We start from the raw sequence: 16,435 nt of genomic DNA, 5'->3' as shown, positions 1-16,435 counted from the left end.
GGCCTCGCGAGGCCCGGGGCCGGGTGCCTGGTCGGAGACGCGTGTGGTGTCGGATCGGATCGTGATCGCCTGTTCCTGCGAGGGCAGCATGCCCCTCGATGCGGCGGCGATCGGCAGGGCGTGCGGCGGCAGGCTGGAGACGGGCGAGCAGCTCTGCGGCCGCGAGCTCGAGCGGGTGCGGGCCGCGATGATTTCGGGTCGGCCCGTCACCGTGTCCTGCACCCTCAAGGCGCCGCTGTTTCGCGAGGTGGCGGAGGAGGTCGGGGCGGAGGAGCGCGTCGCCTTCGCCAATATCCGCGAGACCGCCGGCTGGTCGGCAGAGGCCGGTGCTGCGGGCCCGAAGATGGCGGCGCTCCTCGCGGCCGCCGCCGAGCCGATGCCGCCGGCGGCGAGCGTGAGCTTCGAGAGCCGGGGCGTCGTCCTGGTCTACGGCCGCGACGAGGTCGCGATCGAGGCCGGCCGGCGGCTCGCCGACCACCTCGACGTCACGGTGCTGCTCTCCCGGCCCGGCGAGGTCGCGCCGCCGCGCTCGGGCGAGATCCCGGTGCTGAAGGGCACCGTGCGGGCGGCGACCGGCCATCTCGGCGCCTTCCGCCTGACGGTCGACGACACCGCCCTGCCGCTGCCGTCCTCGCGCCGGGTGCTCGCCTTCGGGCCGGCCCGGAACGGGGCGACCTCGACCTGCGACATCGTCGTCGACCTCACCGGCGGCACGCCGCTCTTCCCGGCCCACGACCTGCGAAGCGGCTACCTGCGCGCCGATCCCCGCGACCCGGCCGCGGTGGAGCGGGTGCTGTTCGAGGCCTCCCACCTCGTCGGCACGTTCGACAAGACCCGCTTCGTCGATTTCCACGCCGACCTCTGCGCCCATTCGCGCTCGCGCATCACCGGCTGCACCCGCTGCCTCGATGTCTGCCCCACAGGCGCCATCGCGCCCGCCGGCGACCACGTCGCGATCGATCCCCATGTCTGCGCCGGCTGCGGCTCCTGCGCCTCCGTCTGCCCGACGGGCGCGGCGGCCTACGCCCTGCCGCCCGCCGACGCGCTGATGCGCCGCCTGCGCACGCTGCTCGCCGCCTACCGCAAGGCGGGCGGCCAGAAGGCGGGCAGCATGGCGCCGGTGCTGCTGATCCACGACGATGGCCATGGGGCGCCGCTGATCGACGCGCTCGCCCGCTTCGGCGAGGGCCTGCCGGCCGACGTGCTGCCGTTCCCGGTCAACGAGGTGACCCAGGTCGGCCCCGAGACGATCGCGGCGGCCTTCGCGTACGGCGCGGGCGCGGTGCGGCTTCTCGTGCGTGCCAGGCCCAAGCACGACGTCGCGGCCCTCGCCCGCAACGCCGCCCGCCTGGAGAGCGTGGTCCAGGCCCTCGGCTACGGGCCGGAGGCGGGCGGCGCCGTGGTCTCGCTGATCGAGACCGACGATCCCGAGGCGCTGGGCCAGGCGCTCGCGGAGAGCGCCCGCGGCACCCCGGCCCCGACGCCGTCGGGCTTCATGCCGGACGGCGACGTGCGGGGCGTCCTGCGCTTCGCGGTCTCGGAACTGCACCACGCCGCGCCGCGCCCGGTCGACTTAGTGGCGCTCGATGCCGGCGCTCCCTTCGGCGGGCTCGACTTCAGGACCGAGGCCTGCACCCTCTGCCACGCCTGCGTCGGCGCCTGCCCGACGGGGGCGCTCGCCGACGATCCCGACCGCCCGCGCCTGACCTTCGCGGAGAGCGCCTGCGTGCAGTGCGGCCTGTGCGCCGCGACCTGCCCGGAGGACGTGATCGGGCTGAAGCCCCAGCTCGACTTCGCCGCCTGGGCGGCGCCGCGGCGGGTCCTCAAGGAGGAGGAGCCGTTCGACTGTGTCAGTTGCGGCAAGGCCTTCGGCACCCGCAGCACCATCGAGCGGGTGATCGCCCGCTTGCGCGACCGCCACTGGATGTTCGCCGGCCAGGCCGGTGAGGAGCGGATCAAGGCCCTGATGATGTGCGACACCTGCCGGGTCTCGCACGTCCTCAACGAGGGTTTCGATCCCCACGCGGCGGAGGAGAACCGCCCCAGGACCTCGGAGGATTACATCCGGGCGCGCGAGGCGTGATCGGTCACGCCCTGAACTCGCCGGCGATCTGTCGGAGATCGCCGATGATTGTCGGGACCTCGTTGCCGATCCCGATCGCGACCTCCGAACCATCCGCTGAGACGGCCGCGCTGGCAGCCCGGCTTCTCACGGGATGGCCCTGGCGAGGGCCGCGCGCAACTCACCGCGTCGCCGTCTCCAGGAACCGCACCAGCGCCGCCCGGTCCTCCGCCGCATTGATCGTCTGCTCCGGCATCTTGGTGCCGGGCGTGAAACGGGCCGGGCCGACCTCGAACAGGCGGGCGATGGTCTCGGCGGTCCAGGTGATGTCGAGCTGCCGGAAGGCCGGGGAGTAGGGATAGTCCGGCACGGCGGCGATGCGGCGGCCGAACACGCCGTGGAGGGTCGGCCCGGCGCGGTTGCCGCCGTCGGGCGTCAGCGTGTGGCAGGCCTCGCAGGCGCGAAACACCTCGGCGCCGCGGTCGCCCGGATAGGCGGCGAGCGCGTCGGCCGGGCGGGTCATGGCGAGCGGCCCGATCGGCTCGCCGGTGGCGAGGTCCCAGCGCCGCACCAGCCGGTCGCCGCCGCCGGTGACGAGCTCGTCGGTGCCCCGGAAGGCCAGCGACCAGACCGGCAGCCCGGGTCCGACCAGGGTGAGCCGCACCCGCGCCTCGGCCCGGTCGATCACCGCGACCGCGCCGCCCACCGTCGCGGCGGCGATCCGGCCCCCGTCGGGCGAGAGCGCCAGAGCCACGACCGGGCGGGGGCCGAGGGCGAGGGCCGCCCGGGTCGTGCCGTCGGGCCGCAGCAGGTGCAGGCTGCCGTCGGCACCGGCCGCCGCGATCTCCCCGTCCGGGGCGGCCGCCACGGCGTTGACCGGCGCGTCGAGCTGGACCGTCACGGGCGGTCCCGCCTCCGGCCAGACCCGCACCGTCGCGTCGTAGCCTGCCGTCACGAGGCGGCCGTCGGGCAGGAACGCCACGGCGTTGACGTTGCCGCGGTGACCCTCCCGCACGAGGGCCGGTGCGCCGTCGAGGGGCGTGATCCGGGCGGTGCCGTCCCAGGACGACGAGGCGATCCGGCGCCCGTCCGGCGCCACCGCGAGGCCGGAGACCGGGCCCGCATGGCTGGCGAGGATCCGCTCCGGCTCAGGGCCATCGCGCCAGAGGGCGACGCGACCGTCCTCGCCCGCGGTGAGGAACCCGCCATCGGGCAGGAGCGCCACGGCGTTCACCGCTCCGTCATGGACGCGCAGCACCCGCAGGGCCGCCCCGTCCTCGATCGACCACAGCATGGCGGAGGAATCGAAGCTGCCCGAGAGCGCCCGCTGCCCGTCCGCCGTCACCGCCAGCGCCCGCACCGGCCCGCCATGGCCGCGCATCGGGGCGTCGGCGCGGGCGGTGGTGGCGAGGAGGGCCGCGAGGGCGAGGGCGAAGAGGCGGGAATGCATGCGGCGCGAGACTCCGGGCAGGGCGCGCCGGGTTTACGCGCCCGAGGTCCGGGGCGGGAAGGGGCCGGAGTGCCACGGGTCGCACGCACCGCGACGACGTCCCGGCGCCGGACGGATCCTCTTCCAGTCACGCGGTGACGTCAGTGCAGTCCATCTTGCATAATTGGTGCCCTGTAGAATTTCAGCTGCCACCCACGAAAAGACGTCTACCAAAAATCACGGCCAATTTCGCTTGATGTCCTGCATTGCGTGACTTTACCTTGTATAGAGCAGCCAAGGTGCAGAAGATGCTCATACGACATGATTCGCGTAATGGAGCGGAGGGCGGCGTGACGTATGACGGAAAGATCCCGGTGAACAAGGTCCCGGTTCCGGGCTGGACGGGCGGGTTCTCATCGTCGGGCCCGCATTTCTCCTATCCGGAGCCCGACCTCTCCGGCCTGCCTCTGCTCGACAACCTGGCGAAGATCGGGAAGCTGGAACGGCAGGTCCATGTGCTGTGGCCGGAATTCAGCTGGGAGACGGTCCCGGGCGATCCGGAATCGCGCTGCTTCCAGATGTTCGCGCCCGACATCTCCCGGGCCGGCTACGACGCGGCAGGCCGGATCTGGGCGATCATCTGCCCGCAGCAGGGGGCGGCCTCGCCGGCGCTCGGCAGCCTCAACATCGAGGTGACCGTCACCGGCCAGCGCGGCTGGGTCGACGAGACCGTGGAGCACCGGGATTACGACCTTCTGGCCGCGGACATGACGGTGACCGGCAAGGTCTGGTTCGGCCCGAGCGCGCAGGACAAGCCCGCCTACACCGTCCTCAAGGATCTCCTCGCGGCGGTGATCAGCCCCCAGGAGGTGGCCCGAGTGGAATGTTAGTGGACCGTGGGCCTTTCCACCACGGGTAGCTTGGCCGGCGGAGCCGGTCGGGCGAGCGCAGCCGGCCAAGCGGTTAAGGCTGGCACGAACACCTCCGGGGCCGGCGGGCGGTAGCCGAGGGAGGCGTGCGGCCGAACCCCATTGTAGTGTCTCCTCCAGCTCTCGATCAGGATCTGCGCCTCCCGCAGTGAGTAGAAGATCTCCCCGTTCAGCAGCTCGTCCCGTAACCTGGCGTTGAAGCTCTCAACGCAGCCATTCTCCCACGGTGAGCCAGGCGTGATGTAGGCCGTCTTTGCTCCAGCGGCGGTGATCCACTTCTGCACGGATTGGGCGATGAACTCCGGTCCATTGTCTGAGCGAACGTGCGCAGGCACGCCGCGAAGGATGAACAAGTCCGAGAGCCCATCGATCACGTCCGGTGCCTTGAGCTTGCGCGCTACCCGGATCGCCAGGCACTCGCGGGTGAACGCGTCGATGACGTTCAGCAGGCGGACCTTGCGCCCGTCATGCGTGCGCGCCTCGACGAAGTCGTAGGACCAGACATGATCGCGGTGCTCGGGCCGCAGCCGGACACAGGAGCCATCTCCGTCCCACGACCGACCCTTCTTGGGCTGGCGGGCCGGCACCTTCAGCCCCTCCTGCCGCCACAGCCCCTCATCCTGAGCCTGTCGAAGGATCCACCCGCTTGTCGTTGACCAGCCAGCCCGCCGCCCGCAGCAGGGCGGCGATCTTGCGGTAGCCGTAGCGGCCATACCGGCGCGACAACTCGACCAGGTCGGCCAGCAGCGCCGCCTCGTCGTCTCTCCCCCGCGGCACCTTGCGCTGCGTCGATCCTTCGACAGGCTCAGGATGAGGGATGCTGTCCGAGGGCGCGACAGGCGCGCCGCTCGGAGACCGTCAGCACGGTCCGGACATGCTCGATGCAGGCGCGCCGGCGCGCGGGGCTCAGAAGTTTCCCCGGGCCGCCTCTGCAGGATCAGCTTGTCGAGCGTGAGATCCGCGATCGCCTTGCGCAGCCGCTGGTTCTCGGTCTCCAGCTCCTTCATCCGGCGCACCTGGTCGGACTTCAGCCCACCGAACTCGTTGCGCCAACGATAGTAGGTGACCTCGGTCACCCCGATACCCCGGATCGCATCAGCCACGCTCTGCCCCTGCGAGACCAGCACGTCCACCTGCCGCAGCTCGGCCACGACCTCTTCCGGCTTGTGCTTCTTCGTTCCCATCGCGTCCGTCCTCCGTCGGCTCAAAGCCATACTTCAGGGCGGACCACTCCGATGGGGGCTGACCACGGCCCTGGCCTATGCTTTTTCGGTCCAGGCCCCGTGGTAGCTGCAGGCGATCGATCATCTAGCGGAGCTTGGTACGCGACGTGGTACGCTGCGCACAAACAAACTCGGCTAAGAACTGAGGCTGAATCGCTTTTAGGTAAGCCAAAAAAAGGCTTGGCTGGGGCGCCAGGATTCTCACCTAAGCGGCAGCCCGCGTAAGTCGTTGACTCAGCAGCACTAAACGGCGTTACAGCTGCGTTGTCATACATTGATGTGCGACAACGTGCAACTCGTCGTTGGCTCAATATTGCGGACGTCAGTTCGGCTTGGTCAGCATGTAATGAATGGCCGAATGTGGCCGGCTGAGGTTTGCCCTTCAAAGTCGAATTGGAGCTAACTATGAGGTGTAGTCAGAATTCTAGGGCCCGAAGCGAAGTCTACTCAGGATCTCCTGTTCAGCATAACTACTGTTTTCCTCTAACGATGTTGTGAGTTCATCTAAACGATCCCACCTTTTGGTTTGTTCTCTGAGGGCAGAAGACTGAGAGTGATGCGTGATTCTGTATAGCATCGGCATATCGCAGAACCGAATTACTCTATGTCCTTCTATAAGATTACCACTGCCCAATTTCTTGAGGATTGCGTGGTGTAGGGCGTATGCAAAATACCTTTCCGACCTAGTCGGAAATTTGGTTCCGTAATCCGCAAATAATCTCTCCGCAAACGGAACGCCGGAATCGATTCTGTTTGTGAGGGCTGGGTATATTTTTCCTGATGCTCTAACCATATCGGCAATCTTCATGAAATCGCCGTATGCGGTGTCGACATTAAAATCGCCAAAAATTGCCTTCTCCATGAATACTCCCGAAGCATGGATTAGGATTTGATTTTCAATTGAAATTTCTGAAGTATCAGAAGGAGAAGGGGCAAATATAGATCCTATGTTATAATCTTCATGTATCGCTATATAAGCTGTGCTTATACCTATGCGGCGGTATGCAATCACATGCCCAATTTCATGCATGATTACACCCGATTTAGTCTGATGTTTTGCACTGAGTTCTTCGCGGCTCAACATCAGGAGATTTTTCTTGAAGATTTTCATGGCTCAGACCTTCATTTTACTGTAGTTGACGACACTGCTAATAATTGTGCCATTATAATTCTAATGACAAACGTAGCATTTATCGCGAATTTGCAATTTTATAATAATATATTTATTGTGAATCGATATAATTCAGTTCAATAAGTTTTGCACGTCGTTCAATGTAAGTGCATCATCAGCTTTGTCCGACCGGGGCTACAGAGTTGATCAGACTTAAGAAGCGTGGGTCGGAATGAGCCACGGTTTTGTGCAAGCGGATCGGATGGCGCGGATAAGCGGCACTGTTGGCGAACACCAGAAGCTCTCGGCTCGGCATGCTGGTCAGGGCCTGAGCCGGGACCAACCGCGCGGCCTGCGGTGTCAGGGCAATGCTGCGCTGACCCTGCCCCTCGGCGGGCCGGGTCAGCGTCTCGACCCGGGCGGTGTAGTCGCCGAGCGCCCGCGACCAGCGTTCGCTCGCGTCGGGATCGACCGCCGGCACGTCGAACACAGTCACGATCTCGGCGGTGTTGAGGATGGTGTCGGCCCCCGCCTGCCCGTAGAGGCCGACAATCTGCGAACGGTCCTGCCACAGAGTCCAGAGCGAGGCGCCGTAGCCCGGAAGCTCGGCAGATGCAGTCAGGATCTCGGAGAACCGCCCGAGGGCTGCGGCCTCGTCGATCATCACCAAGATGCGTTCGGCCGGCCGGTTGCGGCGCACGCTCGTGAACAGATCGCTGAGGAACCAGCGCAGCAGCGGCGCCAGCAGATCTTTGTACTCGGGCGGCACCGCCACGAACAGATCGACCCGGCCGGTGGCGAGGTCGGCGAAGTCGAAGCTGGTGGCGCCGACGAGATGGCGTAGGCGCGCGTCGGCGAGCCATTGGAAGGCCTGGGCGCAGGTGGCGACGAGCGGGTCGCGGGTCTTCGGATCGGCCCTGAGGATCTCCAGGGCGCTCAGCGCGGCGGGGGCCGGTCGCAAATGTTCGAGTTGCGCGATCAAAGTATCAGGGTCGGCGATCAGCGCCTGGACCTGTGCGACGCTGCGGGTGCCGCGCTTCAGGGTGACTAGGAGTGCACCGGTGATGAGATCGATCGCCCGGTTGCGGAAGTAGGCGGCAGCCTCGCCGTCGCCGCCCGGTTCGGGAAGGAGGGCGGCAGCGGTATGCTGAAGATAGAGCACATCCTCCGGATCGCGGTCAGCAAGGGGATTCCATCGGTCCGTGCCTCCCACGAGGTTCAGCGGATCGAGACAAATGACACGCCTGCCGATGGCGCGGCGCCGCTCGGCCGTAGCCCTGTAAAGTTCGCCCTTCGGATCGAAGACGACCGCGGGCCCGGACCAGGCGTTCGGCTCGGGATAGGCCAGGTTCGGGATCAACGCGCCGGAGGTCTTGCCCTTGCGCGGTGGCGCGATGGTCGCGAGCGTGCCCTGGACGGCGACGCGCACCGCGCGCCCGGTCTCCGGGTCGAGGCCGAGTTCGAGGCCTCGACCCATCGCGGCGCGCTCGGCGGCGGTCGCGAAGCGCGCCCCCCCGAACAGGTCGGAGGCGTCGCGCCGGGGCGCGGCCTTCGATCCGGCGAAGCGCCAGCCGATCATCAAGGCAATCGGTGCGAGCACCGCCATCAGCGTCCAGAAGCCGCTCGCGAACGCCGGCGCGCGGCCGATGAGCATCGCCCAGTACAGTTCCACGATCGCATCGAGCTGCCCGGTGCGCCAGAGCGCGAACCACATGCCCGGGCGCATGGCCTCACTCGGCCAGAGGGTTGGATCGAGCCCGTGCACGACGAGCGCCGCAGTGGGGTAGCCAAGAAGCAGGATCGCGATCGTCAGGACGACGATCTTCAATGCGAAGGACATCGATGGTGGATTCCGTCGATCAGCGGTTTGAGCGCAGGCGAGAGGTCATTCAGCTCAGGGGGCTGTGGCGAGGAGGCTCAAGGGCACGCGCGCCTCCGCGTAGCCGGACTGCGCCACCCAGCTTCGCAGCACACCGTCCGCGCCATCACGGCGCCAAAGCAGTGCGCGGGAACCAGGATCGAGCCGGCCCGCGACGCGCATGCCGTCCGGCATACGCCAGCCGATCGGCTGCGGCTCCGCACCCCGCAGGGTGACCCATCGCTCTGGCGTGCGGTACCAAGCGACTAGTGCCAAGCCGAAAAGCAGTAAGGCACTGCCCAGGCCGAGACCGATTGGCACGAGGCGGTAGGGCAGCCGAGAGCGCCAGATCGCGAGCCGGCTCGCCGTCCCGGCTCGGATCGGCCGATGCGAGGCCTCCGCATTCCGCAGCGAGTCCAACAGCGCCAGGCGGTCTTCCGGCGTGAGTACGGATTCCGCCTCGGCGAGGGCGGCAAAGCGCGCATCGGGTCGCGCCTTTAAAAGCCCGTCAAGCCGACGCTTGCTTACCCGCGCCACCTCCGTCGCCTCGGCCTCGGCCGCCTTAGTGGCGGCAGCGAGGTTGTCCCGCACCGTCTTCGCCGTCGGTGATCCCGAGGCAGATGGAGCCGAGGCGGGCGGGCCCGCGGGGCGCTTCGGTGGAATGGCCACGAGGCTCAGCCCTCGACTAGCCAGAGAGCCGCGGGCTTGACCGCTTCCATCACCGCGAGGCGGAAGGCGGTCAGGTCGCGCAGCATCCGCCCGGCCTGGGCCGGCGAGGTCTCCTTAGCGAGCCTGGCGCGGTCGAGCTTCGGGATGCCGCGGAGCTGCCCCGCCGTGAGCACCTCGCGGGTGGCGTCCTCTAGCTCGAACGCGCGCAAATGGCTCAGCGTCGCCGCACCTGCGACCCGCTTCAGAATGACGGGATCGATCGCGCCGCGCAGCGCGTTCGCCACCACGAAGCTTGCCGCCGCCCAGTCCTTGGCCGCCTGAAGCAGCTTGCCCGCATCCGCCAGCGACCCTGCCTCGGCCGCGACCACCACGACGAGGCCGAGCTCGATCCCGGCCTCACGCAGCGACGCCGCCTCGTCCTTGAGCACGCCGAGCAGGCTCGCCGAGGAATTGGCCCCGAGATCGACCAGCGTCGGACCGGTCACGCTGTAGAGCGCGTTGACGACCGGGTCGAACTCGGCGCGCGCTGCCTTGCCGCCCGAGGCCTCGATCGCCTCGCGGCTGGCGCGCACCGAGAAGTGGCGCACGCTTCCCGGCTCGTTGTCGGCCTTCGCGGTCTTGAACTCCGTAAGGCGCGGGGTCGATTCGACTTCGAGTATCGGCACGTCGGTGACCGCCTCGGCCAGCCCGCGGGTGATCGTGCTCTTGCCGATGCCGCCGGTTTCCTGAGCGACGATAAGAACGCGGGCCATCACTCGGGGTCCTTCCTGAACAGGTGCTTGTGCTTGGTGACGTGATGATCGCGGATTTCGGCCTCGCTCATGGGCGGCTCGCCGGATTCCGGAGGCGAACCGGCCGTGAGCTCGGGGGCGAGCCGGGCTCGCCGTGCGCCGGCATCGGAGGGCGAAGCCGGCGCGGGCCGGCGCGGTGGCAGTGGAGCCGCGGCGAGATCGGGCCGCATGTCGCGCAGAGCCGCCCGCGCGGCCCGGCGGCGGGCCTGCCGGCGCACGCTAGAAATCACGCCGGTCAGCTGCGTGTCGGTGAGCGGGCGCCCGTCGGCGGTGGCGTAACCCTGTGCGGTCAGGCCGGCGGCAATCTCCTTCCAGGTGCTGCCGGAGGCCTTCAGGGCGAGCAGCGCGTCGAGGTTGTCGCGCACCATCGCCATCAGCCCTGTGGCCGCCCGCCCGCCCGGGGCGAGCGTCATGCCGTCGCGCGCCTTGGCGGAGGCGGCGAGGTCGCGCTTGAGGCGGCTGAGGTCGAGGCGGGACTGCATCGGCATGTACGCCGACCTATCAGGCGGTCCCTTGTCGGCCGGTGTGGTGGGGCCGGCAAATGCCAGGGATCACGGCAAGGAATCGTTAGCGCGCGGCTGCATACGGCAGGTAACGGTTGCATCGCGGCTGGACGCGGCAGCAATACGGCAACCCACGGCCAAGTACGGCAGCGATTACGGCTGGGCCACGGTAGCAGAAGGGATATCACACCACACGCACTGAAGTGGCCCGGCGTTAACCGCGCGGCCGTGTCGGCCTCGCCCAACCGCCTCGTCCGTGCCAAGCCTGCCGTCTCGATCCGCGCGCAGCAGGTACGCCGATGGCCCAGGAGGTCAAGCTCACCGTGACCCTGGAAGCGGCGCTCGCCGCCCGGTTGCGAGCCGCCGCGGCCGAGCGCGGCTGGTCCGCCGAGAGCTTGGCCGTCGAGTGCATCGTCCAGCACCTGGAAGTGGCGATCCGTCACCGCGTCCTAGTCGAGCGGATGGAGCAGATCGACGGCGCCATCCTCGAGATGGCCCAGGCGGTCGGCGAACTCGGTGCGCCGTCGGCCGGCATCGACCTGTCCAAGGTCTGCCGCCTGCACAAGGGCGACGGCGTCGCCGATCCGGCGCCGTGACCGCCTCGCTGCACCGGCTCGGTGCCGGTTCGCCGGCAGCGTCGTACTACACCCACGACAGCCAGCGCGAAGCCAAACCCGACAAGCGGGACGAGTACTACCTCTCGGACGGCGGCGGGGTCTGGTGGAGCAGCGGCGAGACGATCGTGCGCCACGGCGCGGCGATCGATGCAGCCTCGTTTCGCGACCTGTGTGCGGGGATCCACCCAGGCACGGGCAAGCCGCTGGTGCGCGGTGCCGGCCCGGGTCACTGGGCGGGCGTCGACTGCACTATGACCCCCGGGAAGAGTGTGTCCGTGCTTTGGATGGCCGGCACGCCCGAGCAACGCGCTGCGATCGAGGCCGCCCATCGCGCCGCCGTCGAGCGGGCGCTGAGTTTTGTCACCGCGGAGGGCCTCGTCACTGTCCGGACCGGCGCCGGCGGTACCGACCAGCATCGCCCGCGCGACCTGATCGTCGGCCGGTTCGATCACTATACAACTCGTGAGGGTGACCCGAATATTCACACGCACTGCGTGTTCATCAATGTCGCTGGTACGCCTGCAAATGCCGGTGCTGGTCGATACAAGTCCCGGACGCATCTAACCATTGAGCCTGAGCGATTATATGCCGCCCAGCTCGGAGTGGGAGCGGCGTACAGGGCGGCCCTCGCCGAAGGGCTGCGCGAGCGGTTCGGCCTGCAGTATCGCGAGGCCGGACGCGGGCAGTGGGAGGTCGCCGGCCTGCCGGAGACGTTACTCGCGGCCTTTTCCAAGCGCTCGCAGCAGATCCTAGCCTATGCGGGCACGGGCGCCAGCAGCGCCCAGCGCGAGATCGCCGCCTTGGCGACCCGCCGGGGCAAGGAGGAGTTGCCGACCGGGCCGGAGCTGGAGGCACGCTGGCGCGCGGAACTCGCCGCCTGCGTGATCGATCCGTGGCTGGCCGCGCGTCACCTTGAGCGCGACTCCGCCCTCGTGCTGACCGCCGAGCGCGATCGGGAGCGGGAGACCCCGTTCGAGCCGCCCGAGATCCCCGGCGACGGTGCGGTGGCACGCGCCGCCTCGGCCTTGTTCCGGCACGAGAGCGTCGTGGCGCGCAAGGATCTGCTCCAGCGCGCCCTGGAGGTCGCGGGCCTCGCCGGCGTCGGGGTCGACGCCGTGGAGGCGGAGCTCGCCCAGCTCGAACGGGATGGCGCGCTGCTGCCGCTGGCCGACGCCGCGATGGTCCCGGGTGCCAGCGCGTGCTGGACCAGCCCGGGCATCGCCGCTTGCGAGGCGGCGATGCTGCGCGCGGCCGATCGTCCCCTGGAGCGGACCTGGATTACGCCCGAGGCGGTCGAGGATGCGCTGGAGCATGCGCCTCACCTCAGCGCCGAGCAGGGCGAAGCCGTGCGCCACGCCGCCGGTCGGGACGGGGTGTCGCTGCTGCAGGCCGGTGCGGGGACCGGCAAGACCACGACGGCGGCCGCCCTGGTGGCCGCCGCCCGCGGCTCCGGTCTCCGGGTGATCGGCCTCGCCCCGTCGTGGGTGGCCGCCGACGAGCTCGGGCGCTCGACCGGGATCCCGGCGCAGGCGATCGCGCGCTGGCGCCAGGACCGGACGCTGACAGCAGGTCCGGATACCGCCAACCGCCCCGACCGGCCGGCGCTGCTCGACGCCGGTACCCTGGTGCTGGTCGATGAGGCGGGGATGGTCGCGACCCGCGACATGGAGGCCGTGCTGAGCGCGGCCCGGTCGGCCGGGGCGAAGGTGGTTCTGATCGGCGATCGGCGCCAGCTCGCCTCGGTCGGGGGCGCGAGCGCTCTGCGGGCGGTCGCCGATGTGGTCGGGCGCTCTGTGGTGCTCGAACAGGTCCGCCGGCAGACGGTGGAGTGGCAGCGCGCGGCCTCGGTGCTGATGGCGCGCGGCGAGGTCGAGGCGGGCTTGCGCGCCTACTCGGCCCGGGACCAGATCGAGCTGGTCGCCGGCGCCGAGGCTGCGCAGGCGCGCGTGCTCGCGATCTGGACCGAACAGCGCGCGGCGCAGGGCGAGGACGTGCTGATCGTGACCCGGCGCAACGCCGACGCTGCAGCGCTGAATATCCGGGCGCGGGCCGTGCTGCGGACAGAGGGACACCTCGGTCCCGATGTGGTCACCCTGCCGGCGCGCGACCGTGACGACAGGCCAGTGCCGCTCGCTCTCGCTGTCGGCGATAGCCTTCGCATCGGCGAGAGCCTGCCGCATCTCGGGTTGCGCAACGGCAATCGCGCCCGGGTCGAGGGGATCACAGTCGAGCCGGAGGGAGGAGCACGCCTGCGCCTGGCGCTGGAGGATGGTCGCGCGCTGGAGGTGGCGTGGTCGGATCTGGCGCAACAGCCGCGGTTCGGCCGGAAGCGGCCGCAGCCCAGGATCGTGCATGCCTATGCGGGCACGGCCTACGCGGCGCAAGGCCGGACCTCGTCCGCGGCGGTGATGTATGTCGGGGCGGCGACCGACGCGCGCGAGCTCTATGTCGGCCTGACCCGGCACCGGCACGAGGCCAGGGTGGTGGTCGAGCGCGACCGGCTCGACGCCCTGTGCCGGCAACGTCAGGCGGATGCGTGGATGCCGGCCACCGACGCGATGGTGCTGGAGCGCCTGTTCCGTGAGGCGCGGAACTACAGCGAGAAGGCCAACGTAGTCGATCACGCCGCCGACCGGGTGGCTTTCGTGCGGGATGGATCGCTGGAAACGCGCGAGCCCATCGGCCAAGGGGTCGACGTGCCGCGCGTGATGCGCGCGGCGCGGCTTTTACGTGAGGCGATGTCGTGGCTTGGCGTCGAGCCGCTCATCGTGCCGACGTGGCGGCTGGTGGATGCCTACGGGCGTCGTCTGACGCAGGCACCGGCCCGGGCGACGCGCGCTTTGGTCGACGAGCTCGCCCGCCGCCTCGATCGCCCCGATCCGCTACTCGACCGTGAGCGGGGTCGCCACATCGAGCGATGATAAGGCTGAATGCAGAGTGCAAAAAACGATTTCGTTGCCAGCAGTGCTAGCAACGCCTACGATCGGAGCATGGCCGTTTCCCACGCACCCAGCGCGACGATCACGATCGGTAATCTTGACGGGCGGGTGAAGAAGCGGCTTCGCGGGCGCGCTGCTATGAATGGCCGATCAATGGAAGCCGAGGTGCGTTCAATCTTCTCGGACACGCTCGGCACCGAGGCAGTCGAGTCGGTGAATTTGGCGGAAGCGATCCGCCGGCGGGTCGCGCCGCTTCGTGGCATTGAGCTTGAAGATCATCCAGCCATCTCGCTCGGTGAGCCGCTCGGATGGTGCTCTAAGTGTTTGGTAGCGGAACATTGTTGGGACGAGGCGCGTTGGGCGATTGAGGAGCATGCCTGGCGCTTCGAGCGAGCACAACGCTCCTCCTCCCGGAGGACGCGCTGATGCACGCGATCCACCCCAACGCCCGCACCACCCCCGCCGTGCGCGCCGACATCGCCCGCTCGCGTGAGCCCTCCGGCGTCCTCGCCCGCCGCTACGGCGTCTCCACCGAGACCATCCGCAAGTGGCGCAAGCGCGGACCCGAGGACTGCCAGGACCGCTCGGCCCGGCCCCACACCCTTCCCTGGAAGGCCAGCGAGGAGGAACGCGCCATCGTCTGCGCCCTGCGTCGCTCGACCGGCTTTCCCCTCGACGACCTGACCTTCGTGGTCACCCACTTCCTGCCTCACCTCAACCGCGATGCCGTCTACCGCATCCTCAAGGCCGAGGGTCTCAACCGCCTCCCGCCCGCCAATCCGTCCCGCAGACCCCACGGCGAGTTCAAAGAGTACGAGGTCGGCTTCCTGCACATGGACGTGAAGCACTTGCCCAAGTTGCGCGACAAGGACGGATCAACTCGGAAACGCTATCTGTACGTTGCCATCGATCGTGCCTCACGCTTCGTGCATCTCGCGGTCAAGGACGACGAGACGACGGCGTCAGCTGTCACCTTCCTGGATGAGGCCGTGGCGTCTCTGCCCTTCCGGGTCACGCACCTGCTGACTGATCGCGGATCCTGCTTCACCGCCGACGCCTTCGAAGCGGCGTGCCGGCGCCACGCGATCGAGCACCGCAAGACCAGACCCTACACCCCGAAAACCAATGGCATGGTCGAGCGCTTCAACGGTCGGGTGCAACGTGAGGTGCTCGGCATCACAATCTACAGCCATCAGGATCTGGAAACCCTGCTGGCGGGCTTCAATGTCGCCTACAATGGTCGTCGACAGCGTGCCCTGAAAGGCCTCTCACCCGAGATGGTCCTGCACCAACGTCTGAAGGACAAGCCTGCCCTGGCTCGCACGGCAGCCAAGAAGGCCGATCCCGCCGCTCTGGATCGCGCGCTCAAGGTTGTTGCCCGCGCCAAGGAGGTCTCACAACCAGACATCTAAGATTACAGTTGCATCCTTCTTCTGAGATGCGCCTGTCGAGCGGCAGCTTGGTGGGCGCGCCGCCAGGCTGACCAGGCGAGCACGAGGGCGGGCTCAATGCGCCGCTGCGCCAGCCGCATCGCCACGCGCCGGATCTCTTGGATGGACCACGGCACCGGCGAGCTTGGCGATGAGCGTCGTTTTTGGGGGCGGACTGTTGGCCAAGTGGCGCACCCGCGCCAGCATCGCGAAGGCCAGCATCACCAAGCTGACGTGCCGGTGCCAGCCGTGCCACGAGCGGCTCTCGTTGTGGGCCAATCCGAGTTCCGTCTTGGCGGTCTGGAACGCGTCCTCGATCGCCCAGCGCCGGCCTTCCACCATCACCAGCTTCTCGACCGGCGTGCCGGCCGGGCACCAGGTGGTGAAGTACGCGAGCGCCCCGTCCGACAGGCTGCGCCGCACCAGCAGGCCGCGCGTCCACAAGCTCTGATCGAGCGCGGCGTCGAGCGCGTCGGCCCGGAGCGTGGCCAGCGGCAGATAGGCCCAGTCAAACAGGCGTGGTCCCTTGATTCCGGCTCCGGCCGAGAGGCGCAGCCAGTCCTGGTCGGGGATGCCCTTGGCGATCTCCGCGGCGGTGCCCGCGACGTCGAGGTGTGCGTTCCAGGACCAGAAGTGATGCTGACCGGTAACGCCCAGCACGTAGCCCTTGTAGGCGCGCCGCAGAGCCAGCTCGATCTCGCCCACGCCGTAGATGCTGTCGACCGCCATCCAGGCAAACGGCACCTCTGCCTGGATGGCCCGCTCGATCATGGTCTGCGCCAGCTGCGGCTTGGTGGCTGAACCGCTCCGGGTTTTTCGGAGGCTGGTTGGCTTGGTTCAGGCGGCTAAGGCTTGGTCGCCGACGTGGGTATGA

13 protein-coding genes and 1 pseudogene are annotated in these 16,435 nt (G+C 68.5%); 6 read left to right on the top strand and 8 right to left on the bottom strand.

Features of this window, described 5'->3' with window-relative positions; translation table 11 throughout:
* Nucleotides 1–88: 88 nt before the first annotated feature.
* Complete coding sequence (locus EU555_RS23935; protein WP_135417828.1) at nt 89–2,083, top strand: 4Fe-4S binding protein; 1,995 nt, start codon at nt 89–91, stop codon at nt 2,081–2,083.
* A 160-nt stretch (nt 2,084–2,243) separates the two neighbouring features.
* Here the strand turns inward: EU555_RS23935 and EU555_RS23930 are convergent, their stop codons facing one another.
* Nucleotides 2,244–3,512, bottom strand: coding sequence for a c-type cytochrome (locus EU555_RS23930; RefSeq protein WP_135417731.1), 1,269 nt, complete (start codon nt 3,510–3,512; stop codon nt 2,244–2,246).
* A gap of 329 nt (nt 3,513–3,841) precedes the next feature.
* On the opposite strand from EU555_RS23930, the gene EU555_RS23925 reads away from it, so the two are divergent.
* Nucleotides 3,842–4,381: a hypothetical protein gene (locus EU555_RS23925; protein WP_135417730.1), complete on the top strand. Its 540-nt coding sequence runs from the start codon at nt 3,842–3,844 to the stop codon at nt 4,379–4,381.
* Here the strand turns inward: EU555_RS23925 and EU555_RS23920 are convergent.
* The 6 genes from EU555_RS23920 to EU555_RS23895 form a co-directional block, all read right to left on the bottom strand.
* Nucleotides 4,378–5,604, bottom strand: a complete 1,227-nt coding sequence (locus EU555_RS23920; RefSeq protein ID WP_425375144.1) for an IS3 family transposase — start codon at nt 5,602–5,604, stop codon at nt 4,378–4,380. The two genes, EU555_RS23925 and EU555_RS23920, sit on opposite strands and share 4 nt — an antisense overlap.
* 463 nt (nt 5,605–6,067) lie before the next feature.
* Nucleotides 6,068–6,754, bottom strand: a complete 687-nt coding sequence (locus EU555_RS23915; RefSeq protein ID WP_135417729.1) for a hypothetical protein — start codon at nt 6,752–6,754, stop codon at nt 6,068–6,070.
* Between the two features lie 175 nt (nt 6,755–6,929).
* Nucleotides 6,930–8,594: a type IV secretory system conjugative DNA transfer family protein gene (locus EU555_RS23910; protein WP_135417728.1), complete on the bottom strand. Its 1,665-nt coding sequence runs from the start codon at nt 8,592–8,594 to the stop codon at nt 6,930–6,932.
* Between the two features lie 54 nt (nt 8,595–8,648).
* Entirely contained in the window at nt 8,649–9,203 is a 555-nt protein-coding gene (locus tag EU555_RS23905) for a hypothetical protein (RefSeq protein ID WP_048444041.1), read from the bottom strand.
* A gap of 83 nt (nt 9,204–9,286) precedes the next feature.
* The gene (locus EU555_RS23900) at nt 9,287–10,033 is read right to left on the bottom strand and encodes a P-loop NTPase family protein (RefSeq protein ID WP_048444042.1); all 747 of its coding nucleotides are present in this window, start codon (nt 10,031–10,033) and stop codon (nt 9,287–9,289) included.
* A complete protein-coding gene (locus tag EU555_RS23895; protein WP_048444043.1) occupies nt 10,033–10,560 on the bottom strand; it encodes a hypothetical protein in 528 nt (175 codons plus the stop codon). Before EU555_RS23895 ends, EU555_RS23900 begins: the two co-directional genes overlap by 1 nt.
* 314 nt (nt 10,561–10,874) lie before the next feature.
* Here EU555_RS23895 and EU555_RS23890 point away from each other — a divergent pair, with 314 nt between their 5' ends.
* From EU555_RS23890 to EU555_RS23875, 4 genes are all read left to right on the top strand, one after another.
* The gene (locus tag EU555_RS23890; protein WP_048444044.1) at nt 10,875–11,171 is read left to right on the top strand and encodes a hypothetical protein; all 297 of its coding nucleotides are present in this window, start codon (nt 10,875–10,877) and stop codon (nt 11,169–11,171) included.
* Complete coding sequence (mobF, locus tag EU555_RS23885; protein ID WP_048444045.1) at nt 11,168–14,113, top strand: MobF family relaxase; 2,946 nt, start codon at nt 11,168–11,170, stop codon at nt 14,111–14,113. The genes EU555_RS23890 and mobF overlap by 4 nt, the downstream gene beginning before the upstream one ends.
* Nucleotides 14,114–14,182: 69 nt before the next feature.
* Complete coding sequence (locus EU555_RS37155) at nt 14,183–14,557, top strand: FitA-like ribbon-helix-helix domain-containing protein (RefSeq protein ID WP_245524458.1); 375 nt, start codon at nt 14,183–14,185, stop codon at nt 14,555–14,557.
* Nucleotides 14,557–15,543 (top strand): IS481 family transposase, encoded by a 987-nt coding sequence (locus EU555_RS23875; protein ID WP_135417727.1) that lies wholly within the window; start codon nt 14,557–14,559, stop codon nt 15,541–15,543. Before EU555_RS37155 ends, EU555_RS23875 begins: the two co-directional genes overlap by 1 nt.
* Nucleotides 15,544–15,636: 93 nt before the next feature.
* On the opposite strand, the pseudogene EU555_RS23870 reads toward EU555_RS23875, so the two are convergent.
* Nucleotides 15,637–16,359 (bottom strand): annotated as a pseudogene (locus tag EU555_RS23870) (IS701 family transposase); the annotation flags it as partial.
* Nucleotides 16,360–16,435 lie beyond the last annotated feature (76 nt).

This window comes from Methylobacterium nonmethylotrophicum, from assembly GCF_004745635.1.
GTDB lineage: Bacteria > Pseudomonadota > Alphaproteobacteria > Rhizobiales > Beijerinckiaceae > Methylobacterium > Methylobacterium nonmethylotrophicum.
The sequence above is the reverse complement of the archived record's forward strand: the minus strand, read 5'-3'. Positions and strand labels throughout refer to the sequence as shown.